Annotated in this window: 27 protein-coding genes and 2 pseudogenes; 12 read left to right on the top strand and 17 right to left on the bottom strand. The window is 56.2% G+C overall.

The window, feature by feature from the left end:
• Positions 1-9 precede the first annotated feature (9 nt).
• The 9 genes from J1G37_RS21475 to J1G37_RS21515 all read left to right on the top strand — a co-directional run bounded on the left by J1G37_RS21475 (position 10) and on the right by J1G37_RS21515 (position 10,116).
• On the top strand, positions 10-3,066 hold the full coding sequence (locus J1G37_RS21475) for a conjugal transfer protein TraU (RefSeq protein WP_032704376.1): 3,057 nt from the start codon (positions 10-12) through the stop codon (positions 3,064-3,066).
• Positions 3,066-4,310, top strand: coding sequence for a conjugal transfer protein TraW (gene traW, locus J1G37_RS21480; protein ID WP_004666729.1), 1,245 nt, complete (start codon positions 3,066-3,068; stop codon positions 4,308-4,310). Before J1G37_RS21475 ends, traW begins: the two co-directional genes overlap by 1 nt.
• Positions 4,310-4,903, top strand: a complete 594-nt coding sequence (locus J1G37_RS21485) for a hypothetical protein (protein WP_106116911.1) — start codon at positions 4,310-4,312, stop codon at positions 4,901-4,903. Before traW ends, J1G37_RS21485 begins: the two co-directional genes overlap by 1 nt.
• The gene (locus J1G37_RS21490; RefSeq protein ID WP_106116910.1) at positions 4,900-7,086 is read left to right on the top strand and encodes a DotA/TraY family protein; all 2,187 of its coding nucleotides are present in this window, start codon (positions 4,900-4,902) and stop codon (positions 7,084-7,086) included. Before J1G37_RS21485 ends, J1G37_RS21490 begins: the two co-directional genes overlap by 4 nt.
• 120 nt (positions 7,087-7,206) lie before the next feature.
• Positions 7,207-7,704 (top strand): hypothetical protein, encoded by a 498-nt coding sequence (locus tag J1G37_RS21495; protein ID WP_106116909.1) that lies wholly within the window; start codon positions 7,207-7,209, stop codon positions 7,702-7,704.
• A gap of 38 nt (positions 7,705-7,742) precedes the next feature.
• A complete protein-coding gene (locus J1G37_RS21500) occupies positions 7,743-8,543 on the top strand; it encodes a hypothetical protein (protein ID WP_106116908.1) in 801 nt (266 codons plus the stop codon).
• A gap of 27 nt (positions 8,544-8,570) precedes the next feature.
• Positions 8,571-8,783, top strand: a complete 213-nt coding sequence (locus tag J1G37_RS21505) for a hypothetical protein (RefSeq protein ID WP_004666734.1) — start codon at positions 8,571-8,573, stop codon at positions 8,781-8,783.
• Positions 8,784-8,804: 21 nt separating this feature from the next.
• Positions 8,805-9,485, top strand: a complete 681-nt coding sequence (locus tag J1G37_RS21510; RefSeq protein ID WP_106116907.1) for a hypothetical protein — start codon at positions 8,805-8,807, stop codon at positions 9,483-9,485.
• Between the two features lie 61 nt (positions 9,486-9,546).
• A complete protein-coding gene (locus tag J1G37_RS21515; RefSeq protein WP_106116906.1) occupies positions 9,547-10,116 on the top strand; it encodes a single-stranded DNA-binding protein in 570 nt (189 codons plus the stop codon).
• A gap of 29 nt (positions 10,117-10,145) precedes the next feature.
• On the opposite strand, the gene J1G37_RS21520 is transcribed toward J1G37_RS21515, so the two are convergent.
• The 16 genes and pseudogenes from J1G37_RS21520 to J1G37_RS21595 form a co-directional block, all read right to left on the bottom strand.
• Entirely contained in the window at positions 10,146-10,934 is a 789-nt protein-coding gene (locus J1G37_RS21520) for a hypothetical protein (RefSeq protein ID WP_200648569.1), read from the bottom strand.
• 3 nt (positions 10,935-10,937) lie between these two features.
• Entirely contained in the window at positions 10,938-11,120 is a 183-nt protein-coding gene (locus J1G37_RS21525; RefSeq protein ID WP_004666741.1) for a hypothetical protein, read from the bottom strand.
• A 68-nt stretch (positions 11,121-11,188) separates the two neighbouring features.
• Complete coding sequence (locus J1G37_RS21530; protein WP_004666742.1) at positions 11,189-12,106, bottom strand: Abi family protein; 918 nt, start codon at positions 12,104-12,106, stop codon at positions 11,189-11,191.
• Between the two features lie 516 nt (positions 12,107-12,622).
• Positions 12,623-12,850, bottom strand: a pseudogene (locus tag J1G37_RS21540) (antirestriction protein ArdR); the annotation flags it as partial.
• A gap of 260 nt (positions 12,851-13,110) precedes the next feature.
• A complete protein-coding gene (locus tag J1G37_RS21545) occupies positions 13,111-13,380 on the bottom strand; it encodes a hypothetical protein (protein WP_146133230.1) in 270 nt (89 codons plus the stop codon).
• A 32-nt stretch (positions 13,381-13,412) separates the two neighbouring features.
• Positions 13,413-13,694, bottom strand: coding sequence for a hypothetical protein (locus tag J1G37_RS21550; protein ID WP_106116904.1), 282 nt, complete (start codon positions 13,692-13,694; stop codon positions 13,413-13,415).
• Positions 13,695-13,993: 299 nt separating this feature from the next.
• Positions 13,994-14,191 carry a hypothetical protein gene (locus J1G37_RS21555; protein ID WP_106116902.1) on the bottom strand — a complete coding sequence of 66 codons (198 nt, stop codon included), beginning with the start codon at positions 14,189-14,191 and terminating at the stop codon, positions 13,994-13,996.
• 94 nt (positions 14,192-14,285) lie between these two features.
• Positions 14,286-14,555, bottom strand: a complete 270-nt coding sequence (locus J1G37_RS21560; protein WP_234452252.1) for a hypothetical protein — start codon at positions 14,553-14,555, stop codon at positions 14,286-14,288.
• 349 nt (positions 14,556-14,904) lie between these two features.
• Positions 14,905-17,544: pseudogene (locus J1G37_RS21565) on the bottom strand (Tn3 family transposase); the annotation flags it as partial.
• A gap of 167 nt (positions 17,545-17,711) precedes the next feature.
• Positions 17,712-18,581, bottom strand: a complete 870-nt coding sequence (locus tag J1G37_RS21570; RefSeq protein ID WP_223198360.1) for an HD-GYP domain-containing protein — start codon at positions 18,579-18,581, stop codon at positions 17,712-17,714.
• Between the two features lie 83 nt (positions 18,582-18,664).
• Entirely contained in the window at positions 18,665-18,955 is a 291-nt protein-coding gene (locus J1G37_RS29060; protein ID WP_236249143.1) for a DUF3391 domain-containing protein, read from the bottom strand.
• Positions 18,956-19,111: 156 nt separating this feature from the next.
• A complete protein-coding gene (locus J1G37_RS21575) occupies positions 19,112-19,492 on the bottom strand; it encodes a hypothetical protein (RefSeq protein ID WP_001054412.1) in 381 nt (126 codons plus the stop codon).
• Positions 19,489-19,815, bottom strand: coding sequence for a hypothetical protein (locus J1G37_RS21580; protein ID WP_000091614.1), 327 nt, complete (start codon positions 19,813-19,815; stop codon positions 19,489-19,491). Before J1G37_RS21580 ends, J1G37_RS21575 begins: the two co-directional genes overlap by 4 nt.
• Before the next feature lie 23 nt (positions 19,816-19,838).
• The gene (locus tag J1G37_RS21585) at positions 19,839-20,174 is read right to left on the bottom strand and encodes a hypothetical protein (RefSeq protein ID WP_000741275.1); all 336 of its coding nucleotides are present in this window, start codon (positions 20,172-20,174) and stop codon (positions 19,839-19,841) included.
• Between the two features lie 14 nt (positions 20,175-20,188).
• On the bottom strand, positions 20,189-20,524 hold the full coding sequence (locus J1G37_RS21590) for a helix-turn-helix transcriptional regulator (protein WP_001172026.1): 336 nt from the start codon (positions 20,522-20,524) through the stop codon (positions 20,189-20,191).
• Positions 20,505-20,882 carry a type II toxin-antitoxin system RelE/ParE family toxin gene (locus tag J1G37_RS21595; RefSeq protein ID WP_042933781.1) on the bottom strand — a complete coding sequence of 126 codons (378 nt, stop codon included), beginning with the start codon at positions 20,880-20,882 and terminating at the stop codon, positions 20,505-20,507. The genes J1G37_RS21590 and J1G37_RS21595 overlap by 20 nt, the downstream gene beginning before the upstream one ends.
• 191 nt (positions 20,883-21,073) lie before the next feature.
• Here J1G37_RS21595 and J1G37_RS21600 point away from each other — a divergent pair, with 191 nt between their 5' ends.
• The 3 genes from J1G37_RS21600 to J1G37_RS21610 all read left to right on the top strand — a co-directional run bounded on the left by J1G37_RS21600 (position 21,074) and on the right by J1G37_RS21610 (position 25,771).
• Entirely contained in the window at positions 21,074-21,676 is a 603-nt protein-coding gene (locus J1G37_RS21600) for a recombinase family protein (RefSeq protein ID WP_010465829.1), read from the top strand.
• Complete coding sequence (locus tag J1G37_RS21605) at positions 21,660-24,689, top strand: Tn3 family transposase (protein WP_024015041.1); 3,030 nt, start codon at positions 21,660-21,662, stop codon at positions 24,687-24,689. The genes J1G37_RS21600 and J1G37_RS21605 overlap by 17 nt, the downstream gene beginning before the upstream one ends.
• 236 nt (positions 24,690-24,925) lie before the next feature.
• Entirely contained in the window at positions 24,926-25,771 is an 846-nt protein-coding gene (locus J1G37_RS21610) for an AraC family transcriptional regulator (protein WP_003464995.1), read from the top strand.
• Between the two features lie 29 nt (positions 25,772-25,800).
• Here J1G37_RS21610 and J1G37_RS21615 read toward each other — a convergent pair whose 3' ends face one another.
• A complete protein-coding gene (locus J1G37_RS21615; RefSeq protein ID WP_003464991.1) occupies positions 25,801-26,319 on the bottom strand; it encodes a DUF417 family protein in 519 nt (172 codons plus the stop codon).
• Positions 26,320-26,740 lie beyond the last annotated feature (421 nt).

The raw sequence follows: 26,740 nt of genomic DNA on the forward strand, positions 1-26,740 counted from the left end.
GGGAAGGGTATGGGAGTTCTGGAGAAATGCGTAGATGCCGTTGAAGGTGCGATTGAGTACCTGGCACGACATCTGATTAACAAAGACATGACCAGCTACTGCGAACTGATGACCGCAGTGGGTGTGACCGATGAAGACATTCGGCGTTCTCCAGATCTGAAGGACCCGTACACATTGGTCAACAATGGCTATTCGCTCCTGACCGTTTTTGACCTGCAAGGCACATTTCAGATGCTTTCGGAGGCCGAATTCGCAGCAATGATCGAATCATTGCGAGTTCGTATGACTGGATACATGAAACGTTATGGTCATTCGCTGACCTTCTCATTTGAGCGTGATCCCGAACGCGCTAAAGACGAGTTGATGCGCCTTGCGGAGCCATTACTCAATACGGCCCGACGGATCGGTCTCGAAACTGAAGACATAATTTTAGACCGTGTAATGCGTAATTACCCTCTGTGTTCCTGGGAGCAGAATATTCTCGTTGTGTACACTCACCTTAGCGCTATGAGTTCAGAAGAACAAAAGCGTGAGATGAATGCACTAACCAAAAGCATGGCGAAGCACAATGTTCCACGGACGCAGTTTGGTCAAAATCCTGCATTTGCTTTATCTGCCTTAAAATATCGTCACGACACAATGGTTAAGCGGTTGCAGGATGATTTTGCGAACTGCGGTATCGACGGCCAAAAAGGGATCATGATGAAGCCTCTGACTGCGCACGAGGCAGTGAAGCGCGTCAGAATCATGATTAACCGCGAAGGTACCTCCCAGAAGTTCCGTCCGTCCCTTCCTGGTGATCGTCACATACCGAGTGGGCCAGAGCACGCCGACGATTATTCAGACCTGGTTGCTCCACGTTTGAGTTACCAGATTTGCAGCAACAATGTAGAACCGGACGGAAACTACATTCGTACCGACAGACTCTGGCACGGCTCCTTCGGAATGGAACTGGGCCCACAGGATCCGCTTCCATTTAAGGAATTGTTCGGCGCGGTCGATCAGGTTGTTCCATGGCGAATTCGCTTCGATCTGAACCCATGTGGGCTCAATGAAGTACGCATGCGTCGCATGGTTGCAGGGTTTGTAGGCCTTCTGCCCAGTAACCGCTCGATTCGTGAATCTTTCGCTGAATTGGAAAGGCTTCAAAAGGAGGAAGCCGTCCTTTCAATGAAGGTGTCGGCTTCGACGTGGGGTGAAGACAAAGACACCGTTAAGCAGCGCATGTCCTCCTTGGAAAAGTCTCTTCAATCGTGGGGCACGTGTCAGGTAAGCCAGAACCATGGGGATCCTATGGCAGGCCTTGCTTCAACTATTCCTGCTTTTACTACCAAGAACACAGCGAACCGGTTGCTGCCCCCACTTCAAGATGCCTTGGCTATGCTTCCCCTGCAACGGCCTGCTACGCCGTGGGCAGAAACCGGCTCATGGATACTCAGGACGCCAGAGGGCAAAATCTACCCAGTAGGTCTCGGTAGCAGTATCCAGGACACTTGGATCGACCTGTTTTCAGGCATACCTGGTTCTGGTAAATCCGTAACTGTAAACACAATGAACAATGCAGCGATCCATCGGCCGGGGGCGATTCAACTGCCGCTGATGACCATTGTGGACGTTGGTCCGTCCTCATCTGGACTGATCCAGGTCATTAGAGATTCACTACCTGACCATCGCAAAAATGAAGCTGTGTACCTCAAGCTGCAGAACAGCGTTGATTACGCAGTTAACCCCTTTGACACGCAGCTCGGTGCCCGCGAACCAACTACTCGCGAGCGAGAGTTTCTCGTCGATTTTTTGAACCTGCTTTGCACCGATACCGATATCGGCCGCGCTCCTGCAGAGGTGTCACGTGTCAACGAGCGTCTACTGACGTTGGTTTACGATGACAGAGCCGGAAACGGGGCAAACCAATACGAACCTGAAGTAGTTCCATTGGTAGATAAGATCCTTTTGGAAACAGGAATTCTGGCTGAGCATGACGATAAATGGTGGTCCACTGCTACCTGGTACGAAGTGACCGACATGCTGTTCGCTGCGGGCTATATCCAAGAGGCAACAATCGCCCAGCGCCAATCTTCGCCCGTGCTGGCTGATTTTAACGCCATGCTGAATAACGAAGGTATTCGACAAATGTTTGGATCCATCCAAACAAAAAGTCATGAACCTTTGCTTAACTACATGTCTCGTTGTTTTGTGGTAGCGACCACCAGCTTTGCATTGTTTTCCGGCCGTACCCGTTTTGACCTTGATGCAACAACTCGGGTTATTTCTATAGACCTTAATGACGTCATCGGTTCAAAAACTGCTGAAGGTGCTATTAAGACCTCATGCATGTACCTTTTTGCTCGACAGCTAGCTGCTAAAAACTATTTTCTGCGCAAAGAGGAGTTGGTGAAGGTTGTTCCTGAGTTGTATGCGGAATATCACATCAAACGCGCAGACGATGTTGCCTCGCAACAAAAAATCATTGCCTATGATGAATGGCACAACACTGACGGCCTCGAAGCGCCGGTGCAAACCGTTATTAAAGACGGCCGGGAAGGCCGTAAATGGGGTATCCGAATTATCGCGATCTCCCAGTTCATGAATGACTTCCCCCAGCCGCTTTTGGATGCAGCGACGTCGGTATACGTTCTGCGCGGCGGCAACCGTAGCGATGAGAAAGTTCTTCGTGATTCCTTTCAGGTGTCCGACCAGACAATCAGCGAACTACACCGTAAATGCGTTGGCCCGACTGAGGAAGGCGCGAACATGCTCGCCATTTTCAAAACCAACCAGGGCACCATCACGCAGATCCTCACAAACACCACCGGTGCCTTGGAGCTGTGGGCCTTTTCGACAACCCAGCAGGACGTTTCACTACGAACAGCGCTGTACAGCCGACTGGGCTCAATGGCGGCACGTAGAGTTCTCGCCGCTAGGTTCCCCCTCGGTACCGCGAAAACTTACATCGAGCAGCTGGAGCTGCAGGCGGGAGCCGAACAAGCGAAATCGGTTGTTATGAAGCTCGCTGACGAGATGACTGCCGAGTACCGGGCAAGCCGCATAGCAGGAGCAAATATCTAATGAACGTACTCAAGTTTTCCCCCCTTGCACTTGCAATGCTGACGGTAGGAATGTTCGCATCCAAGCCAGCCTACGCAATTTGCGACGGTTGCGTGGTTGGTGCTGTGGAAACAGCAAATCTCAGTATCACATTGGCTGTGAACGCAACAACTGCTGCAGTAGGAGCGATGGCCACATCAGTGAATACGATGCTGTACCAGGTCGGTACCGCTGTGACCCAAGGCAGTAGCAAAGTCGCTAACACGGTCGAAACCGCGGCTCGCGTGGATCGAGAATTCGCAGCGACTCAGGAAAAGAACCGACGCTATGAGGATGCACGTCAGCGTTACTACGTCTCCAACGCCATTTGCAGTGAATCTGCTTCCGGAGGCGCAATCGATGTCAAAGCTGGTGTTGCCGCAATAAAAACAACCATGAGGTCTGGTGGCGGCGGCAAAACTGAAAACCGCAAAATTGCTCAAGCATTGACTTCGCCCTCCGCGCCTAGCGAGGTCGATTCCATGCGCTCTGCAAGCATTCACGCTGATTACTGCGACACAGATGACTACGCCGCATATGGCGGGGCCAGCGCGTGCCCGAGTGTTTCAACAACAATGCCCGGGGCAGACAAGCGTCTTGATTCCGTAATGATCGGCGCCGGTCCTAATGGCAAGAATGCAGATCTCACCTTCTCCCAAGAGCAGACTGACGCAGCGCAGATGTACACACAAAACTCAGCTCGGCGATCGATCGGCAGTCAACTGCGCAAGGGCGAAGCTGAAAGCGAAGCGGGCTCGCAGTACATCGGACTCATGAATCAGTACAACTCGATCCTTTCGGCTGCAACTGATCCGCAGGATCAGCTCATCGCTGATAGCCAGCCCAACCCAGCGACCAAGGATTTGCTGGTAGACACACTCAAGTCCTCCTCGGCCCAGGCCTACTACACCAAAACTGCGTCATCTCAAGCAAAGGCAACGGGAACGATGTCGGCGCGGGAATTTGAATCGTTTGAGGTTGGACGCAGGTATGCCAATACCGAGTACCAAGCAGACTTGCAGAACATGGAAGGGGACAACCTGCTCCGTGAGCAGATCCGCGTGCAGTCCCAGACCAATTGGTTGCTGCTTGAGCTACGTAACGACGTCCAGCGTGGGAACGTGATCAACGGTTTAAATCTCGCAAGCGGCGCACGTTCAGAGTTTGAGCCCATCTTGAGCCAAAAATATCGCGCTGTATCGGGCCACATGGGAGGCAGCAACTGATGACGGAACAACAGCCATCCAAATCGAGGCAGGCGGCTTCAATAGCGCTGCGTATCGTTCTCCCATTCTGGTCAATGAGGCAAACCGTGCGGCTTGCTAAGCAGGAAGCTGCTAAAACCAGGGAGAATTGGACACATATCAAAGAAATGTCTGCAGAAGCTAAGCAAGCGTTGTTGCACAGTGATGGTGACGAGTCCTCGGAACGCAAGCCGATGTCGTTTGATGAAGCGATGGCCAACCGTAAACCAGGTGCGATGTCTGTTGAACAACTGCACCTTTTCTTCTTGCGCCGTAAGCGCGCTGCTCTACTCGCTGGTTCAGTATTTTGGTTGCTGGGGCTTATCAGTCTTTCAAACGGGCTCATCGACGGTTCGACCAAAACGGTCGTACAAAGCCTGCTGTCGATTGCGACTGCATCCCCCCTGTTATTCGCGCTTGCTTTAAGCGCTCAATTCCGGATGTGGCAATTGACAACCCGTCGCCTGTCTGCGGCAGAACACGGCGGGTTCAACGACTTTAAAACCGAAAACCCAGACTGGTTGCTGAAGACGCTGAATCCACAATTCGGCAAAACCAACGGAGCCCGGCTATGAAAGCAATCGCGAGTAAAAGCTTTTGGCTCTTGGTAGCCTGGCTGGTTTCTGTGCCAGCTCGGGCAGCGGATGGAACAACCATCAGCGAAATTGCAGCAGCTGCGAAAAGGACAGGCGATAAGTCCAGAGAAGCACTGGTATCGATTTACGGGAATGTCGTCAACAACCCATTGGCAGGGGGAGACTCCAGCGGCGATACCATTCTTGCGAGCATATTCTCGGTATTCAACGGCGCACTGTTGGTGGTCGGGGCGATTTGGGCTTGCTACATCGTTTTTAGAAGGCTGACCCGGACTGCTCATGACGGGTCAGTTTTCGATAAACAGCAATCAGCCATCTGGGGGCCGGTACGGCTTGTCTGGGGCTTGGTCTCCCTGGTGCCTACGGCGAGCGGCTGGTCACTATCACAACTGCTGATGTTGTGGGGTGCCTCCGTGATGGGTATCGGCATTGCCAACCTCGGCGTCGACAGCGCGATGGAAGCTTTCACTGACGGCACCTCGATGGTAGTTCAACCTGTGATGCCGTCGACGGTAGGACTCGCGCACAGCGTTTTCGAGGCAAACCTTTGCCTGCACGGTATCAATGCGGGGATAGCCCAGGCCCAAGCTAGCGGCGCTCTGGTAACCCAAAATGGATACGTCCAGCAATCTGCAACCCAAAGTGGATTCATACTCAAGAATTCAAGTTTTGTATGTGGTGGGGCAGACATCCAAGGCGATCTGGAGCCTCAGGCGGTATCAACTAATTGGTTTGGCGGCACCATTGATGTGTCGGACATACGCCAAGCACATCTTGCTGCGCTTCAGGCCATGCAGGCCTCTCTGACCACTAGCGCGCAAAACTTCGTTAACGCGGTGATCCAACGACAGTCAGGACAAACAAATTCCCTTCCTGATGTGGAGATGGCCGTTCAGTCAGCAGCGCAGGCGTACGAGAACTCCGTCAACAGCGTCGCAGCTACCAAGCAGGGGAATATTGGCGAGCTGGCCGGCAAGATGAACTCAAGCATCAAAGAGGGGGGATGGTGGACTCTGGGTGCCTGGTACCAGACGTTCGCACAAGCAAACACTAAACTGTCAGATGCTATGGCAGCAAAAGCATCTGTATTCGGCATGTCCTCTGGAGGGGATCCTGCAATTGTGAACGTCTACGCCTCCTCAATGGCGGCGTACAAGGCTCAACAGGAAACCTCTACATGGACGAGCACCTTGGGTACTCAATCCAGCGGTGACTATTCCAAAGGGGCTGGAGGGGCCGATGCGGGTAGCATTATTGGCAGTATCTTTTCCGCGCCAGGTCAACGGATCGTCAATTACCTGGTCGACGTCAATGCCGGCGGCGAAGGGATGGGGCAGCTGAATCCTCTGATCAAGATGAAAAACCTCGGCGATTACACAATGGTCGCTGCCGAGACAGCCCTTGGTGGCTACGTAGCTGCCAAGACTCTTGAAAAGGTCAAGGATGGCTGGAGTGTTGCCGGTGCGTTCTCGAAAGTTGCGAACGCAGTCACATCCGTGGGCGATGCACTTTCCGGCGTCCTTGGCGCAGTAGGCCCCTTCATCATCATGCTCATCATCGCCTTGTTTATCCTGGGCGGCACACTCTCTACCTATTTGCCGATGGTGCCCTTCATCATCTGGTTTGGAGCTGCAGTTAATTGGCTGGTTGTGGTTGGCGAGGCTGTTATCGCAGCACCTCTTTGGGCTATCACTCACCTGAACGGTGAAGGCGATGGCATGGGGCAAAAAACAACCCACGGCTACATCTTTCTGCTCAATGTGATGGTCCGACCGATCCTGATGGTTCTGGGCTTCTTTCTGGGCGGTGCAGCTCTGATCGCAGGCGGCACACTGCTGAACCAGTTGTTCGGTGTAGCACTAGCGAATGCTCAGTTCGACTCGACCACGGGGCTGTTCTCGATCATTTTCTTCCTGACCATCTACTGCTCGATGAGCTTGAACCTGGTCCATAGCTGCTTCAACCTGATCATGATTGTCCCTGACCAAGTGATCAACTGGGTAGGTGGCCACGCATCTGCAACCATGGGTCGTGATGATAACGAGAAGATGAAAAATGCGATGAATGTGTTCGGCAGTAAGCTGGAACATCTCGTACCACGCCCTGGACCTCAAGGAGGACAGAATAAAGGGACAAAAGCAGGTGACGGTATAAGATCTTAGGAATGACGAACGGGGCCAATTGGCCCCGTTATCAATAGGGCTTTGACCTGTCAAGAGGTCGTGGTAGAATAAAATCATAGATTCCGTATCGTATACCTGATACGAAAGATGGAGATCATTATGAACATTGCATGGTGGATTCTTCGGCCGTTTTACCTGATGGGGTTGGTGCCGGTCGTACCGGTCGCCTTGATCGCATGCTTTGATTACCGCCGTGACCCTGAGGTTGCAGGCATGCTGATCGTGGCTGGATTGTTGTACGTAGTGCTTGGGTACTTTTTGCTTGCTGTCGTGCCAGGGATGTTGCGACGACGCCTGGAAAGCAAGGTAGACAGCTTCAAACGTGCGGGTTTCCAGCCTCGCTATGAAGCTGTTTCCGTCGCATACAACCTCTACGTTGGTTTCGATCCGGTGGCTAAGCAGGCCTTGTACGTCGACATCAGCACCGGTGGCGTGATGATGGATTTCGACAAGATCGATAGCTGGGAGATCAGTCCCGACAATAGCCCTCATCCGTTACTCAGACTCGTTACAACCCTTCCTAACCTGCGTGAGATTGGTGTGAGAATCAAACGCCCAGGGGCTTGGAAGTCCGATATGCATACTTTGTTCGGATGAGCTGCACGAACGATCTACTCAAAGGAATGGAGCTTTCCATGAAGTTTAAAATGACTGCGCTGTCTCTCGCAGCCTGCTGTCTCATGGTCGGATGTGACAAGCCAAACACAGAACAAGCGCCTGGCGCCGCCTCCTCGGGTTCATCACTGCTGAACAGCCCTAAAGTCAGCAGATCGACAGAGTCTAAAGCTCCAGTTGAGCCTCAATTCAAGAGGCCTGCTGACGCTTCGGTGCCCCTGAGTGGGTACGTCGACCTCAACACTCTTCCAGGCGGTCAGGCACTCACGTACCTGGTGCTGGCCAAGTCTCCAAGCGGCACGACAAACGACCAGAAACTGGGCTGGTTATCACCGGAATATCAAGCGACCTCCGACGCGTTTAAAAGACGTGACATCGAAAAGGCTAAATGGCCTGCGATACAGGAGCAGCTGAGCACGTACGGCAAAAACGATTACTACTCTCTTCCGATAAAAGCCGCTTCGGTAGCTGAGGGAATGGGTTTGCAAAATGTCATGGTGGGCCCCTACGACTTCACCAGCTCTTCATTTCCGATCACCAGCTACGGCCAATACTGCTGGGCGAACCCGGTGCGCAATACTGCGGGTATGAACCTGCAGATCAAACCGTCTGGGTTCCCCTGCAGCATACGAGTCGAAGACCAAAATAAAGCCCGGGAGATCGAGCAGGCGAGAGCGCAGGGCTCCCTCGACCTCAGGGGTACGCTGTACCTGTACATTCCGATTTCATCCGGAATGACTGCCACTGGTGAAGTTGTGCACGGCGTCATCGAGCTGCGCGATCGTCAGTCCTCAAAAGTGCTAACGACTATCAATTTGTGATGGCCACCGTAGATCTCGGAGGTGCATATGAAGCAATTAGTGAACCGCGAGCCTTGGTGGGAGGTTCCTCCTAAGCCTGGGCAAAATGAAACGGATTGCAGTTGGGGCTACCTGGAGCAATACGACGACGGCTCGTTCAGCTTCGACAACACGCAAAGGCCCAGCGATGACGAGATCCGTAATCGCAAAGGCTGCAGATCAAACCCAAATCGTGAAGGCTTCACCACTCAGAACGATTGAGCTATTTGAAAGGAGGCACCCATGAGTGCATTGAGCGTTCCAGACTGGCAGGTAGTCCTAAAGGATATCGCTGACCAGAAACGTCACAGGCTGACCGGAAGTGAATATAAGGAGTTGGTGGGGTTGATCGATGCCCAACCGAAGGACGTAGAGCACCTGGTGCAGACGAGAAAACTCATTGCCCAGTTGGCACAACACCAAGGGCCGGAGGCTCCAGCTCCGTTTCGGGACCCTGGCCATAACCTTGCGTTCCAAGTTGAGTCGTTGCCGGCAGCGCCTGCAGAAGGCGACGAACGTCTCCGCGAGCGGGTAATCGCCGGTGAAAGGGTTTTTGCATCACGTGAATTCAAACACACCTCCGAAGCCGCGCAGCTCAACGAGCGAGGGGAGATGGGGCGCTTGGTGCACGGACACCGCCTTGATGTCATGCACAATACTGACGGGCCTGGTGATCGGTTCGACGTGTTCCTGGTCAAAACCGCAACTCATATCCCATACAGCACCGGGATTCCCGGGAAGCCGGTAGACGGCGAACGAAAGGCGCATGGTCAGTTCCATTCATTCGCCGAGGCAGGTGCAAGCATCGATCAGACGGTAGGGGTTAAACGCCATTCTGAGCTGATCCGTGAACGCCAGGCTGAACACGGTATCCACTTCAAAGAAGCTCCTCCGGCAATTCCAAAAGCACCGCGGCCAGCGTAAAACCACGCAGCAAACCACGGCGACAGCTACTTCAAAATTAATTTGAAAGGAGGGCCACAACATGGCACGAGGTGTAAACAAAGTTATTCTTGTCGGTACTTGTGGTCAGGATCCCGAAGTTCGCTACATGCCTAACGGTAATGCCGTGACCAACCTGAGTCTGGCAACAAGCGAACAGTGGACCGACAAGCAAACCGGTCAGAAGGTCGAGAAGACTGAATGGCACCGTGTGTCGATGTTCGGCAAAGTGGCTGAGATTGCTGGCGAGTATCTCCGTAAGGGTTCGCAGGTTTACATTGAAGGCAAGCTGCAGACCCGCGAATGGGAAAAAGACGGTATCAAGCGTTACACGACTGAAATCGTGGTCGACATGCAAGGCACCATGCAGTTGCTCGGTGGCCGTCCTCAAGGCGACGGCGCTCCTCAAGGCCAAGGTGGTGGCGGTTATCAAAACTCCCAGAACTCCGCGCCGCGTCCGCAGCAGCAGGCACGCCCGCAAGCCGCGCCTCAGCCACAGCGCGAGTCCAGCCCTGCGCCGCAACAAGTTCCGCAGCCGGCATCTGATTTCGACAGCTTCGATGACGACATACCGTTCATGGATCCCTACAGATTCAGTTGGCACTTGGTTTGAGAACGTTTTTTACAGGTACGCTAACTGATCTACTGACCTAAAACTTCAAAACCGCCCTGGGCGGTTTTTTTATGCTCGCCGGATAGCTGCTTCTGATAATCGGCAACCCGGGTGGGTGAGACACCTGCGAGCATGGCTATCAAATTGTTTGGCACCACACCGAAGAGGTACCGATACTGCTCCAATTTGGAAACCCTTCGGTAGGGCTTAACCCCAAGGAAGATCCGGCGTTGCTCGATTACGGAAATTGGTACATTAACAGTGCGGCTGACCTTAGGATCCGACATTGATCCAAGCAATGATTCGAATCCAAGCCAAGGGCCGTGAAAATCATGCCAACCGGGCTGGTGAACTGGTTGAGGATCAGCGGCCAAAACCCGATTCAATCCAAATTCTTCCCTTATCGATGCGATATTCTCCACGTCGACGCCAGAGAGCTTGGATACATCTTCATCGGGTACCCGTCCCAAAAGCTGTCTGAAGGGCCTCACAGGGTGTCCAAGAGGTAGTATTTGACGGCGCTGCAGTGGATCAGGACGCAAAAATACAGCTAAGCCCTCGCTTCGACGATACATCGTGACGCTCTTCACCGATGCCCCACACAACCGGGCAATGGTCAGATCCGAATTGTCATCAAACATATGGCGATAGGGTTTGATCAACTGTTTGATCGACCAGACCTCGATGCAGAACAGCTCACGTCGGTGCCGAATTACCGCCACCGAGGTGCCCACCAACCCAGCAAGCTTCCTGTCGGTCATCGTTCCTAATTTGCAGTCATACCACCTGGCTAAACCGATCTTGCCCCAATCGACCATGGCTTACCGGTTCTCGATGTCAGCCAGGGTTTGCGCGAAGGCCTGATCGAGCAGGCTTGGTTTCTTTTTCCAAGGCCTTTTTTCAGGTTCTGGCTCTGCAGCGTAAAGTGTCACCGCTTCAGGGTTAGCCTGCAGGTGACGCTCAAACTGATCCTGCAGCTGCTTCCGCAATTCTTCTTTTGTCACAGATAGATCCTCGTCTTCATCAAGTGGGCTACACCTGGGCCAGGTCCTTGCCTGCAAAATCGCACACCTCAATTCCAGAATGCGCGCTGGTCCCATCCAGGAGAGAACCCCATTATTGTCTCGGCCAACCCAGCTTTTTGTAGAGTGCCTGCAGGGCAGCTCTGTACCACGGACTTGAAACGCTGCTTCCAATTAGAGGTGGGGTCGATCACTCTCAATAGCGCAACGAGAGTCACTGCACGTGCAGCCACTCGTCCTCGATCCGCATGGCTTGGGAATTCGGCTTTCAAGGCATTCACTTGTAAGGGCGCGTTCACCAGGTTGTTTTTGTTCCAAAGCCGAGAATGGTGTGCACAAACATTGCGCAACATGTTGATGCTTTTGAACCAAGTGACAAGCACCTTCTCGTCAAAACCAAAAGCTGTAGCGATTGCCTTCCTGTGTGAAATTTGCAGATTTGCATACAGGTGCGATAGAGGGCCAAATGTGACAGCCTCAAGAATCGCCCAGATCGGCGCATGCGGAGGGGTGTGATAAGTCTTGAGGTAGTGGTCCACTGGCTGATGTTTAGCGGTGTTCGGGTCACAGACAGCCTTCATGAAAGCCGTGTGGCCAGGCGCGTTAGCAAAATGCGTCGCATCGAGGTAAAAGTGCGGACCTGCGGCAGGATCCGGAGCAAGTGTGTTCGTTATCGCGGCACGCAAGGCCACCTCTATACGTTCGACTGCATCAAGACAGATAAGCCTCAACCGCCGGTCGAAGTCGTACAGCGCCATGACGTCATCGAACTCGACGGCCGGATAAAAAAACTTGGTATGGCTATCCTGTAGCGGACGCATGTAGATCAGTAACCGGTAGTAGCCGATAAGATCGAGGGAATGCAGCGCCTTTGCTTGATCAGGGACAGCTAAGCCCTTGGCAAGAAGGTGTGCAAGCAGTTGAGGCGTGGTTTTCGCCTGTTTTGTGTAGGCTATGCGTGGGGCCATGAGAGCTTCCTGCTCACTTTTCTACAGGCAAAAAGAAACCCCCTGGTGCGCAGTACAGGCCGGAGCCCGCCCGAGGCGTGGAGGTTGTGGTTGCTTGTAATTCTACGCATAGATGACACGAGCGTCAACTTAGGGCACCTGCAGACGTTACCAGCTCGTCTCGTTCGAGTGCAGAGCATTCATGGAGCTGGGGCAGGATAGGGTGACTTGTCGCCCTTGATGGCTCCAGCCAGCAAGCCAAAGGCGCGGTAGCCGCTTGATTGCCCGCAGGGCTCTACCAACCCGCGTAATAGTCGTTTGCGGGCTTGGTCGTATTTCTCATCACCGGCATTACGGGGGGGTGGTGGTCATTTCCACGCCGCCGTCCCATTCGGCTAACACTTCAGTTCCGCACGCAGAACAGGCTGTAGTGATCTCCGCTGTCAGCTCCATCAGATGCACCTGCCCAGCGTGACCACAGCCAGCGCAGCGGTAAACGTAAAGCACTAGGGGTGCAGGTGCATCAGGTGAAACAACTACCCAACATTTGGCACCGTCATAATCGTTGCCACCTTCGGCGAGGAAGACGTGGCCATCCTCGTCTACCGCATAGACGCCTGGCCGCTCATGAGTAGCATCACGCAAGCAGTCTTTCCAGCCATAGACCGCACCTTGCCACAGCAATACAACGCCACTCTGGTGTTCCTGGTTGCGTGTGCGCCACTCTGTAGCAATACCGCATAGCAGATCTGTAAATTGACTCATGCGTACCTCCTACGAAGCTGCAGGTGACGCCAACACGTGCAAAAGTTTCCCAAACGCAGCCTCCAACAGGTGAGCTTGAGAAGGGTTATCCAGAATGGCGCGGCACTGGTCAGGCCCGATAAGTCGCAGCGCCTCAACTAGAGCTTGGTACTCAGCTTTGTCAAAGCGACTTGCGCCTGCATGCGGGATCTCAGTGTCCCCCACAAGCGCGGCGGTAATTGTTACGTAGGGGGAGCTACTCAAGATCATTTTCCTCTGACTTAGTGCGGGTAGCGGTGACGTGCTTTTGCCCGCTTGTTCGCGTCCTGAATAATGGCCGGTGTCGCCATCCAGGCCAGCCCGGTGAAGATCACCGCGACCAACACTGCGATGCCGAACCACTTTGAATCAGTAGAGAACAGATACAGTGCGGCTACCGCGCTAACACACATGGCCAGTGTTGGAATCGGGGCAACCTTGAGAGCTGAAATCGCCTCATCCATTGGGTTTCTTTTCATCGTCTTTCCGTTATTCGTGGAGCTGGTGGACATGGGTGGCTGCTCCCTATGATTTTTTCTAGGTCCTATTTGGATTTCTCAGCTGTCGCTTCTAACGCAGCAGATTTAGGCGCATCGAAACATTGCATGCTCGGTTGAGAAGTCGTGTAGCTAGTCAGAGACACCACGCACTGTTTTGACCCGCAAGAACAGTTGGCCATCATCAATTGCTGTGTCTGCGACATTGTGCAAACACATGCATCGGGCGCGTTTTGAATGGCCGTTCTCGGCTGCATGATTTCATCGGCCACCGCAGTGTGCGCAATGGCCATTAGAAACAACAATAATGCTTGGAGCCTTGGTTTCATGCTGGATCTCCGTAAACCACTTTTGTGTCACTCATTCAGATTTTCCAGCGCTAGTCTCCAAGTTCTCAGGACTGGTGCCTGTAGCTCCTTGGCACGAGTCTGGAGGAGGACGCTTAACGCTTTTGTTCTCAGGTAAGGCCCAGACCAATTTTTTCAGCATCGGGTGCCAGCGCAGCTTGTAACAGTAGCGTCCGTGAAGGCGACTGCTTTTGGTCCCCACGACCTGTGTGAACTCGTCGCCGGCACGAGCCATTCGCTGGCCATCAAATGGACCGCCGATCACCAGCAACTTTTGGCTCTCATCCCTCGACATGTGATTCATTCGTTTTGAATGATTCAACGACTGAGACAAACATGTCTGTAAACAACAACACAATCGATATGCAAAGGAAACCAAACCCCAGTTGGCTCACCCAATGCAAACCCGTCTGGAGACCGGTTTCAAGCAAGCAAATTGCAAAAACCAGAAAAAGCACCATCGCTATAGTCAATTTCATGTTCATTCCTTTGGAAAAGCGGACACTCGTAAATGGTGGTCCTTATACCTCAAAACCCTGCGAATGCAGGGGTCTGAGAGTCATTTTTAAGCTGTCAGTACCAACGCCGTGTCGGACCTGGCTGATGGCTATCTGGTCCAGGTTTGACCTGCTCTATTGTGGCTTTGATATCAACACAGCACCTGTCATTCACAATCCACTGAGGAACCTCCAACACAGCTTGCAGCTCTTTAGTCTGCTCAGTTGCGTACGAAAGAAGGTCTTCGAGGCTCGAAAAATGCCCGTTTTCAAGAGCAATTTTCAGGTCGCAGATCTCGTACATCCGGCCAGCCATTTCACGCTTATCCTCAGCGTCTGGTGTCATGAGTCTCATCGTTAAATATCTCTCCGTGTGACGCATTACATTGCGTGTCAGCGGTGATCCGAGGAGAAGGCACCGCTGACGTGGGTAAAGGTTTGTCAGGCTGCTGACGGCCCCTCGCGCACGCTGAGCCTGGACACCAGTATCAGCGGGTCGGGTAATGAATGTTCATCCCGAACCAGGAGCGTTTTCCTCTGGGAGAATTCAGCCATGATCAGGTTTCGCTTTTTCAACATAGACGTGATGCTGGATTGAGTAACTTGGATCGTCTTCCCGTTGCAAGGAATCAGCAGGGACTCACCTGGTAGAAGCTCTGCAAGGGGCGAATAGAGAAAACGGAAAAAATCGTACGCTAAGGTTTTCCGGGCAGCCGTAGCGGCCGAAACTTCCCGCCCTCCAGCCTGCAGCTCTGCCGCCAGACGTAATCGCCGGTCAAGTTGATGTGCTCCCAACCCAGCGGCGACAGGTATTGCAGCAGCTCGCTGTCCACCGGCTTTCCGGTCTCGCCCAACCCCAGGGTGGCGCGTTCCAGGTACACCGTGTTCCACAGCACGATGGCGGCCGTCACCAGGTTGAGGCCGCTGGCCCGGTAGCGCTGCTGCTCGAAGCTCCGATCCCTGATTTCGCCGAGGCGGTTGAAGAACACCGCCCTGGCCAGGGAGTTGCGCGCCTCGCCCTTGTTCAGCCCGGCATGCACGCGGCGGCGCAGCTCGACGCTTTGCAGCCAGTCTAGGATGAACAGCGTGCGTTCGATCCGGCCCAGCTCGCGCAGGGCCACGGCCAGGCCGTTCTGGCGCGGATAGCTGCCGAGCTTGCGCAGCATCAGCGAGGCGGTGACCGTGCCCTGCTTGATCGAGCTGGCCAGGCGCAGGATGTCGTCCCAATGGGCACGGACGTGCTTGATGTTCAGGGTGCCGCCGATCAGCGGGCGCAGCGTCGGGTAGGTCTGCACGCCCTGCGGCACGTACAGCTTGGTTTCGCCAAGGTCGCGGATGCGCGGTGCGAAGCGGAAGCCCAGCAGGTGCATCAGCGCGAAGACGTGATCGGTGAAACCGGCCGTGTCGGTGTAGTGCTCCTCGATCCGCAGGTCGGACTCGTGGTACAGCAGGCCGTCGAGCACGTAGGTGGAGTCGCGCACGCCGACATTCACCACGCGGGTGCTGAACGGCGCGTACTGGTCGGAAATATGGGTGTAGAACAGCCGTCCCGGCTCGCTGCCGTACTTAGGGTTGACGTGCCCAGTGCTCTCGCCACGGCCGCCCGCACGGAAGCGCTGGCCATCTGAGGATGAAGTGGTGCCGTCGCCCCAGTGTGCGGCAAAGGCGTGGCGATACTGGTGGTTGACCAGCTCGGCCAGGGCTGCCGAATAGGTTTCGTCTCGGATGTGCCAGGCTTGCAGCCAGGACAGCTTGGCGTAGGTCAGGCCGGGGCTCGACTCGGCCATCTTGGTCAGCCCGAGGTTGATCGCATCGCCCAGGATCGCGGACAGCAGCAATGTGCGGTCTTTGGCCTCGGCACCGTCCTTCAGGTGGGTGAAGTGGCGGCTGAAGCCCGTCCAGTCGTCCACGTCCATCAGCAGCTCAGTGATCTTGATTCGCGGCAGCAACTGGCTGGTCTGGTCGATCAGCGCTTGCGCCTGATCCGGCACCGCCGCGTCCAGCGGGGTGATCTTCAGCCCGGACTCGGTGAGGATGGCATCGGGCAACTCGTTGTCCTTGGCCAAGCGGGTGACGGTGGCCAACTGCTCGTCCAGCAGCTGCAAACGCTCTTCCAGGTACTGGTCGCTGTTCGGGTTGATCGCCAGGGGCAGGGCCTGATCCCGCTTGAGCGCGGCGAACTTCTCTGCCGGCAGCAGGTAGTCGTCGAAGTCGCGGAACTGTCGCGAGCCCTTGACCCAGATGTCACCAGAGCGCAGCGCGTTCTTCAGCTCGGACAGGGCGCAGATTTCGTAGAAACGCCGGTCAAGGCCATCCGGCGTGATCACCAGCGGCTTCCAGCGTGGCTTGATGAAGGCGGTGGGTGCATGTGCTGGCACCTTACGCAGGTTGTCGGCGTTCATCTCACGCAGGGTCTGCACAGCGGCCAGCACGCCCTGCGCAGCTGGGGCGGCGCGCAGTTCCAGCACCTCCAGCAGGGCCGGCGTGTAGCGGCGCAGGGTGGCGAAGTTCTCGCCGACCAGGTGCAAATGGTCGAAGCCCTCCGGCCGGGCCAGCAGCTCTGCCTCGCTCACGCTCTCGGTGAACTCATCCCAGGGAATCACCGCCTCGATGGCGGCGTAGGGATCGCTGCCGCTTTCCTTGGCCTCCAGCAGCGCCTGACCGATCTTCGAGTACAGGCGCACCTTGTCGTTGATCGCCTTGCCCTGCTTCTGGAACTGTTGCTGATGCTTGTGCTTCGCGCCGCTGAACAGCTTGACCAAGATGCGGTCGTGCAGATCGACCAGCTCATCAATCACGGTCGCGGTGCTCTCCAGCACTACGGCGGCCAGGGTCGCGTAGCGCCGCTGCGGCTCGAACTTGCCGAGGTCTTTGGGCGTCATCTGGCCACCCTCGCGGGCCAGCTTGAGCAGGCGGTTCTGGTGGATGTGCCGGCCCAGGCCTTCGGGCAAGTCAACCAACTTAAATGTCTTCAGTCGCTCGATGTGTTCGAGCATGTGCCGGGAGTTCGGTTTCGGCGGGGCCTGCCGCAGCCAGGTCAACCAGGTGATGCTGCTGCCGGGCTTTAGCTTCAACAGCTCGTCCAGCTTGGCCCGATGCGAGCTCGTGAGCGGTTCGACCAGGGCGCGGTAGACCCGGCTATTGGCCCTTGCAATGGCTTCAGAGCAGGCCCGGTCGATCACGCTCAGCGCCGGCAGGATGCACCGCTTCTGCCGCAGGGTATCCAGCGCCTGACCGGCCAACAGCAAGCCCTTGTCTGTCTGCTGAGCCAGCTCGGTCAGCTCGCGCACCAAGGCGCGGAAGTCGGACAGACCGAACGGGGCCAGTTGCAGGTAGGGGATGTAAGCCGGAACCCCAGAAATTTCCGTCACCCTAGTTGGGTGGGCTCAACACTCGTGTCACCAGCTACCTTCTGGAGAATCGAGCTCGGCCATCCCTCCCTGGACGGGCATCGCTCGACGATGTTCAACGGCTCCCTCACGGGGCCGTCGTTTTGTGGGGGCTATTCCATCCACAAGTCGTCGAGGTTCTTGAAGTTCCAGAGCGTCGGGTCTTCGGGGCCAGTGATACTGTCCTTGCAACTCGTGGCCGCCAGGTCGATGGTCTGCATCGGGATCGGCTCTCTCGAGCGTAGCGAGAAGAACACGCGAACCTTGGGAGTCAGCAGTGATTCCATTCCCGGCTCAACGACAACGGCCAGACGCTGAGAGGACAGGCGAACCAAGGAGCCGACGGGGTAGATGCCCACGGCCTTGACGAAGGCGTGGAAGATGCGTTTGTCGAAATGGCCCTCCCACTTGGCCATCTGCCGCATCGCCGCGGACGGGTCCCACGGCTTTTTGTAGGCTCGCTCCGACGTCACGGCATCATAGACGTCGCAGATTGCGCCCATGCGGGCCAGGAGTGAAATGGCGTCACCGGCCAAGCGATCCGGGTAGCCGGTTCCGTCGATCTTCTCGTGATGGTGCAGGGCAATGTCCACCACCCCGGGCTCGGCCCCGCCTGCGCGCAGCATCTTTGCGCCCTCCACAGGGTGGCGCTTCATGATGGCGAACTCGGCATCGGTGAGCTTGCCTGGTTTGTTAAGCACTTCCAGCGGCATCGCGGCCTTGCCTAGGTCGTGCATCAGTCCGCCGATGCCAGCCAGGCGCGTTTGCTCCTCGTCTAGATCGAGATGCCGGGCCAGCGATAGCATCAGGGCGCAGACGGCAACCGAGTGCAGGTAGGTGTAATCGTCGTGCGTTTTGATGCGTGCGACGCTGATGAGGGCATGAGGTTGGCGCAGCACCGAGGCAGCGATTTCTCCGACCAGCGGCAACGTCGTGCTTGGGTCGACGGCCTTGCCAAGCCGGGCTTCCTGGAACATGTCCATGACTTGGGACTTGGCCGCAAGACAGAGTTTCCGTGCATAACACATTTCGCTCTCCATTGAGGTTGCGCCGTCACTTTTCTTGCTTAGTGGACTAGACGGCAGAGATTGCTCCTCCGACAATTCTCTGGGCTCTGGGCTCTGGGCTCTGGGCTCTGGGCTCTGGGCTCTGGGCTCTGGGCTCTGGGCTCTGGGCTCTCTGGGCTCTCTGGGCTCTCTGGGCTCTCTGGGTCGACTTGGCTTTTGGCCAAGTCGACCCAGACCTCCCCGACGCCACATTCTCGAATGGCAGAGAGATCCTGAGGCTCGGTCAGCAGGAAGCTGCCGCGCCAGAATGGGTGTCGAACCCAAGAGCCGGCGAGCTTGTGGATGTACATGCCGAGACGAAGCTCGGATACGGGAATGCGTTTTACCAACTTATTTTCCTTTCTGAGTTGGGTGGTTAGGCGTGCGCCGAGGCTGGCACCCAGCGGTAGAGCGGAGGTAAGGTCACGCCAAGATTCTTGGATCAGCCGGAACCGCCGAAATTTCCGTCAGCCGATCAACATGGCTTTGTCTCGCGCTCGGTCGATGCGTTCCTGCATCGCCTGCATGACTTCTTCGTGGGTGTACGACTTGGCGTTGGGGTCGTCGGCCTCTCGGAGAGCTTCCTCGACCTCGCGGGTCATCCGCGCATATTCTTCCGGCCACAGCGCTTGCTCCATGCGCAGCGACGCCTGCCCAAGCAGGTGCAGCAGGCCGAACAGCCGCATGTCATTGGTGGCGACGACGTGCTCTCGAATCCGCTCCTGGATCACCTCGCAGGCCCGATGCGCCTCTGGCGTCGCCGTGCCCTCGTAGCCGGCTGGGAGTTCTGCTTCTTCAGCGATTCGCGCCCAAGCGATAGCCAGCGCCTCGATGGTGGACAGGTTCATTTGCTCATCCACTTGCGCAGCAGACGCTTTTTCAGGGAGGCGCGCTCTTGCGGATTGCGTCCCTTGTGGTTGGCAATGCGATCCGCCGTGGCGGCCTGGCGCTTGATGGGCCAGTAGGAGCGGCCATCCTTACCCATCGACCAGACGTTGCTGACCTGGTTTTCCAGTAGAGGCAGATGGGCGCATAGAGCTTCCGGCGACGCGCTGGCCAGCGCGGTGCGCTCGTGGGTTCGCCAGCGCTGATGCCAGAGTTTCTTGTCCTCGCGCTCGCTACGGCAGGTCGTGTGCCCAACGATGGGCGTTTTGCGGCGGCTGCGGCTCATGATGTGGTTGTCTCCAAGAACATTCAGGACAGGCTTTCTGGGTAGAGCGCCGTCAACCGGGACAGGGTTTCTTGCACTTGTTCCAGCGAGGTCATCAGATGATCAACCTGATCCTGAAGATCCACGGCGAGATCAAATAGCTCAGCCACTCGGCTGCGTGATCCCTCGTTGAACGCGGCCATTGCCAGTTGATGCAGCTTCAACAGGTCGGTGCGCAGTTGCGGAGGTGCGCCGTCTGCGCTGTCATTCAAATCGCCGCGCAGCACGTCCACGGCATCGACTGCACGCAGCAGTGCCGTGGTATCGAAATTCTCGGGAGTCAGTTCGTCCCATTCGTCGTCGGTGATGCGGGCTGCCATCAGGAGAGCTCCGATTAAGCGGTTGCGAGCGTTAGATGCCCGATCGGCTCGGCTGCTGGCCGTACCTTGATTTCGATGTCGTAGCCGAGGCGATTCAGACAATCCATCAGCTTGCGTTCGGATAGATTGGTGAAGTCGCCGCGCATCATGCCCGACACCTTCGGTTGCGGGATGCCCATGCGTTTGGCCGCCGCTTGTTGAGTCAGCCCAAGGGCGCGCATGGCCCTCCTGATCTCGACCACCAGGCCGGTCTTGATCTTGAGCTTTTCAGCGTCAGGCAGTCCAAGGTCGGCAAAGACGTTGCCCGAGCTGCGCTGAACCTCGACGCCTTCAATGATTCGTTTTTGCATTTCGTAGCTCCTGTGCCAATACCTCGGCCACCTTCAGCCGAGCGCGGATGATGTCCATGTCGGCCTTTGGCGTGGCGATTCCGCTCTTGCTCTTCTTCTGGAAGCAGTGCAGGACGAACACCGCTTCCGCAAACTTGACCGTGTATACCGCTCGATAGGTGCCGCCGGCATCGTCTTCGACGACCTCCAGCACGCCGGTACCACCGAACCCCTTGAGCACCTTTGCTGCGTCATCCTGATCGCCTATCTGCGCCAACGAGAGCGCGTAACCGAAACGGCGACGCACGTCGGACGGCAACGCCATCAAATCCTTGTGGCTGCTCGCGATCCATTCGAGCGGTTTTTCTTTGTTTGTCATGACGGAATTTTATACCTGTTCAGGTAATGATGTAAACGCGGCAACCTCAAGGAGGTGTCGTAAAACATTTGTTTTGCGACAGGCTGTCAGCCGCCGCTGTGCTACCTGTGCAACACCCCCTCAAAAATGTACGGAAAACTCTATCGCTATTCACTATTATGCGGAAACCTGTTTTTGATGGTTATCCGCCTATGTTGGTTGGCTACATGCGCGTGTCGTCGGACTCCGACCGCCAGAGCACGGACTTGCAGCGCGACGCGCTGCTCGCCGCCGGCGTCGATCCGCGTCACCTGTTTGAGGATCGTGCCTCTGGCGCGAAGGATGACCGTGCCGGCTTGGCGCGGGCGCTTGAGTTCGTTCGAGCCGGCGATGTGCTGGTGGTGTGGAAACTCGACCGGCTCGGTCGCTCGCTGTCGCACCTGCTCGCCATTGTGACTTCGCTCAAGGACAAGCGGGTGGCGTTCCGCTCGCTGACAGAGAACCTGGACACTACGACGCCCTCGGGCGAATTCCTGTTCCAGGTGTTCGGTGCGCTCGCGCAGTACGAGCGCGCCTTGATTCAGGAGCGCGTCGTCGCGGGCTTGGCCGCCGCACGCAAACGCGGCCGGATCGGCGGCCGGCCGCAGGCGATCACTGGTGAGAAGCTGGACGCCATCGTCGCCGCGCTCGATGGCGGCATGTCTAAGGCGGCGGTGTGCCGCAACTTCAATGTCAAGCGCACTACGTTGATCGAAACATTGACGCGAGCAGGTTGGCGTGGTGCGGGAAGGACGGTCGATGAGCAACAAGAATAAGCTACTCACCGTCTTTTCTGACGCAGAGCAGGAAGCCTTGTACGGCCTACCGGACTTCGACGATGCTCAGCGGCTGGAATACCTGGCGTTGGCCGAATCTGAACTGGCGTTCGCCAGCAGCCGGCCTAGCCTGCAGGCCCAAGTCTATTGCGTCTTGCAGATCGGCTACTTCAAGGCCAAGCATGCTTTCTTCCGCTTCGATTGGCATGAGGTCGAGGACGATTGCGCCTTCGTGCTGAGTCGCTATTTCCACGGCGAAGCGTTCGAACGCAAGGCGATCACCAAGCATGAGCACTACAGCCAGAGGGGTCAGATCGCCGAACTGTTCGGCTACCGGTCGTGGGCGGCTAGCTTCCTGCCGCAACTGGCACAGCAGGCTGAACAGATCGTGCGGCGCGACGTAATGCCAGGATTCGTGGCCGCCGAACTGATCGTTTGGCTCAGCGAGCACAAAATCATCCGGCCCGGCCACACCACCTTACAAGAGCTGGTCAGTGAAGCCCTGTCCACCGAACGCAGGCGCTTGGGCGGCTTGCTGGCAGAAGTGTTGGACGAATCGGCCAAAGCTGCGCTGGGCCAGCTCCTGGTGCGTGACGACACCCTGTCTCAACTGGCAGCGCTCAAGCAGGACGCTAAAGATTTCGGCTGGCGTCAGATGGCAGGGGAGCGCGAGAAGCGCGCCACGCTGAAGTCCTTGCACGGGATCGCCAAGGCGCTGCTGCCCAAGCTCGGCATCTCGCAGCAGAACCTGCTGTACTACGCGAGCCTGGCGAACTTCTATACCGTCCATGACCTGCGCCACCTGAAGGCGGAGCAGACCCGGCTCTACCTGCTGTGCTATGCCTGGGTACGTTACCGGCAGCTCACCGACAACCTGGTCGACGCGATGGCCTTCCACATGAAAAAACTTGAGGACGAGAGCCGCACGGGTGCGAAACAGTCCTTTGTCGCCGAACAGCTGCGACGCCATCAGGAAACGCCGCAGGTTGGCCGCCTGCTGTCGCTGTACGTGGACGACAGCGTGGCCGATCCGACGCCGTTCGGCGAGGTGCGCCAACGCGCCTACAAAATCATGTCCAGGGAATTGCTGCAAAACACGGCGCAGCGCATGAGCGTCAAGCCACTGAACAAACTGGCGCTGCACTGGCAGGCGGTGGACGGCCTGGCCGAACGCATTCGACGCCATCTACGGCCGCTGTACGTCGCGCTCGACTTCGCCGGCACGGCCCCCGATAACCCATGGCTCGCGGCGCTGACTTGGGCCAAGAGCGTGTTCGCCAAGCAGCAGCGCCTATCACAACGGCCACTCGACGAATGTCCGGCGGCAACGCTGCCGAAACGCTTGCGTCCGTACCTGCTGATGTTCGATGCCGAAGGCACGCCGACAGGCCTGCATGCCGATCGTTACGAATTCTGGCTTTACCGTCAGGTCAGGAAACGCTTCCAGGCGGGCGAGCTCTACATTGACGATAGCTTGCAGCACCGGCATTTGTCCGACGAGTTGGTTTCGATGGACGAGAAAGCCGCCGTGCTCGCGCAGATGGACATCCCCTTCCTGCGGCAGCCGGTCAGTGCCCAGCTCGATGCACTGGCGACCGAGTTGCGTGCGCAATGGGTGGCGTTCAATCGCGAGCTGAAACAGGGCAAGCTGACGCACCTGGAATACGACAAGGACACGCAGAGACTGACCTGGCGCAAGCCCAAGGGGGAGAACCAGAAGGCGCGCGAGCAAGCTCTCTACGAGCAACTGCCATACTGCGATGTCGCCGACGTGTTTCGCTTCGTCAACGGCCAGTGCCAGTTCCTGTCGGCGCTGACACCATTGCAGCCACGCTATGCGAAGAAGGTAGCCGACGCCGACAGTCTGATGGCGGTGATCATTGCCCAAGCCATGAACCACGGCAACCAGGTTATGGCACGTACCAGCGACATCCCGTACCACGTCCTGGAGAGTACCTACCAGCAGTACCTGCGCCAGGCGACGCTACATGTGGCCAACGATTGCATCAGCAACGCCATCGCCGCACTGCCGATCTTCCCGCATTACTCGTTCGACCTCGATTCGTTGTACGGTGCCGTTGATGGGCAGAAATTCGGCGTCGAGCGACCAACTGTGAAGGCGCGCTACTCGCGCAAATATTTCGGCCGCGGCAAGGGCGTCGTCGCCTACACGCTGCTGTGCAATCACGTGCCGTTGAACGGCTACCTGATAGGCGCACACGAGTACGAGGCTCACCACGTGTTCGACATCTGGTACCGCAACACGTCGGACATCGTGCCGAGCGCGATCACCGGCGACATGCACAGCATCAACAAGGCCAACTTCGCCATCCTGCACTGGTTCGGACTTCGTTTCGAGCCGCGCTTCACCGACCTCGACGACCAGTTGCAGGAGCTGTATTGCGCCGATGATCTGGCATTGTACGAGAAATGCCTGATCCGGCCGGCTGGCCAGATCGACCGGCAACTCATCGTCGGTGAGAAGGCGAACATCGACCGAATCGTCGCCACACTGGGCCTGAAGGAAATGACGCAGGGCACGCTGATCCGCAAGCTGTGCACCTATACGGCGCCGAACCCGACGCGGCGCGCAATCTTCGAGTTCGACAAGCTCATCCGCAGTATCTACACACTGCGCTACCTGCGCGACCCGCAACTGGAGCGTAATGTTCACCGCTCGCAGAACCGCATTGAGTCCTATCACCAGCTACGCTCGACCATCGCCCAAGTCGGTGGGAAGAAGGAATTGACCGGCCGCACCGACATCGAAATCGAGATCAGCAACCAGTGCGCCAGGCTGATCGGCAACGCGATCATCTTCTACAACTCGGCGATCCTGTCCCTGCTGCTGACGAAGTACGAGGCAGCTGGCAATGCCAAGGCGCTGGCGTTGATCACGCAGATGTCGCCAGCGGCCTGGCGGCACATCCTGCTGAACGGGCATTACACCTTCCAGACTGACGGCAAGTTCATCGACCTGGATGCGCTCGTGGCGGGACTGGAGCTGGGCTGACGGAAATTTCTGGGATTCCGGCGTACAACCCCGTAAAATAGAAGAGTGAGCACTTGATTTGCTGGTGCTTTCAAACAACGGTGTTGTTTTTTTAACAGCCGAACTGGAAAGGGAGGCTGAGCTGCTCAGTGATCACTTTATCCGTTGGCTGATTTACGCCGGCATGTTCGCTACAGGCACTGAACGACAACGCAGATGGTATGGTCTGTGCGTTCTGACTCGTCAAGGATCGGCCAATGGATCGTTTGTCTAATTTGCTCTCGCGGTTCGGCGTGCGGGCCAATCTGTTCTATGACGGCGACCTATGCGGCTCTGCATCTTACGATGGCGCCGAGCGGCGAGGTTATATCCATCTGCTTCAGGCCGGCAGCGTGACGTTGCTTGGTCCCGATCGCAAGGATTTGCAGCTCACTCGCCCTAGCTTGATTTTTATGCCACGCCCCGCCAAGCATCAATTGTTTGCGGGTGAGTCCGATGGCGCAAAGTTGTTGTGTGCTTCCATGGAGTTTGAGGGCGGAATTGATAATCCTTTGTCGGCTTCATTACCGGACTGTTTGGTGCTCGCACTCGATGATCTGCCCATGCTGGCAGACACGTTGGAGTGGATGTTTGCCGAGGCGGCAAATGTGCATTGTGGAAGGGAAGCCGCGCTTGAGCGCTTATTTGAGCTCCTAATCATTCTGTTGCTCCGTTACCTGCTCGATCATCACCAGTTGCGCACCGGAATGATGGCTGGACTGGCCGACATGCGGCTTGCCCGATCGCTTTTACAGATGCACAACTCCCCGGAACATGCCTGGTCAATAGCAGAGCTGGCCAGTGAGTCAAATATGTCACGCGCTGCGTATGCCGTGCATTTCAAGAGTGTCATCGGACAGACGCCTGCTGATTATTTGTTGAGTTGGCGAGTTAGCCTGGCTCAGAAGCTGATGCGAGAAGGGCGCTCGATTACGCTGATTGCAGCTCAAGTCGGCTACGAAAGTCCTTCGGCGCTGTCTCGCGCATTTAGACGCAAGACGGGGTTGAGCCCTCGTGACTGGTTGAAAGATCTGGCGGGGGAAAATGATGGCAAAAAGGCCTAAGGCATTACTGCCTTAAGCCATTGAAAAAATTATGCATTAATTTTACGTTTTTCCAGTTCAACCAGCGAATGGCCTGCCACAAATATCGAAACAGCAAGCAACCCTAAGTCTTTAAGCAGAAACTGACCTGGCGCAACGGAAATCGCCGGAAACCCTAAACTAGGCTCAATGACGCCCGGAGTGGAAAACATAAAGCTAAGGGTTGTGAAGAACAGGCCTGCAGACAGAGCGCCTCCTACCACGGATAGTTTGGGCGACAGCATGCGGCCTGCGATCAGAGTGCCGATCGAAATCTCTAGTATGCCGAGCAGGCTGGAGAACATGTCGACCGAAAAAATGCTATACACCCATCCCAAAAGCGGGCTGTTGCTCACCAGTGGAACCAGGCCCTCGGCCTCGTAGTGGGTAAATTTCATGCCGCCGAACCAGAAGTAAATAATAGCGAGAGCCAAGTACGCGCCATAGATACCTAGCCCCATAGTTTTGGTTCCAAGCGTTAAGTGGGCCTGTACGCTGGACTTCGAGTTTTCAATGCCTATGGTTTTCATGTCTGAGCTTCCAGTAGTGAGTGAGAGTGTGTTGGCTGCCGAACGCCGTATGCGTTGGCGATGAGATGATTATGGCTGGCATCTCTAATCAAGAGGCATCAGAAAGTATTGATTTCAGTGCAGATCGTCTTGGGCGGTGCAATTCGCGATGAAGGGATCGCCGTGGAGAGCGATGAGTGCACTATTTCGATAAAGGAGTCGTTTTACATAGGTCGATGAAGCGCGTTGCGGCATCGCCTACTGTCATTTCTCAAATCTGACTATGGGGCTTGGGGCGAAGGGCGGCACTGACTAGGCTTAGAACAGCTACCAACTAGCCGCGCGGCCGCGATGCACAAAGAATGGTAACTGAGCCGTGAGTGCGGTGGGCGCCCGCATTTATTTCCAAACCCTACAGATACATCGATCTTCGACTTCAACC

Source organism: Pseudomonas sp. Marseille-Q1929 (genome assembly GCF_017316265.1).
Classification (GTDB): Bacteria; Pseudomonadota; Gammaproteobacteria; order Pseudomonadales; family Pseudomonadaceae; genus Aquipseudomonas.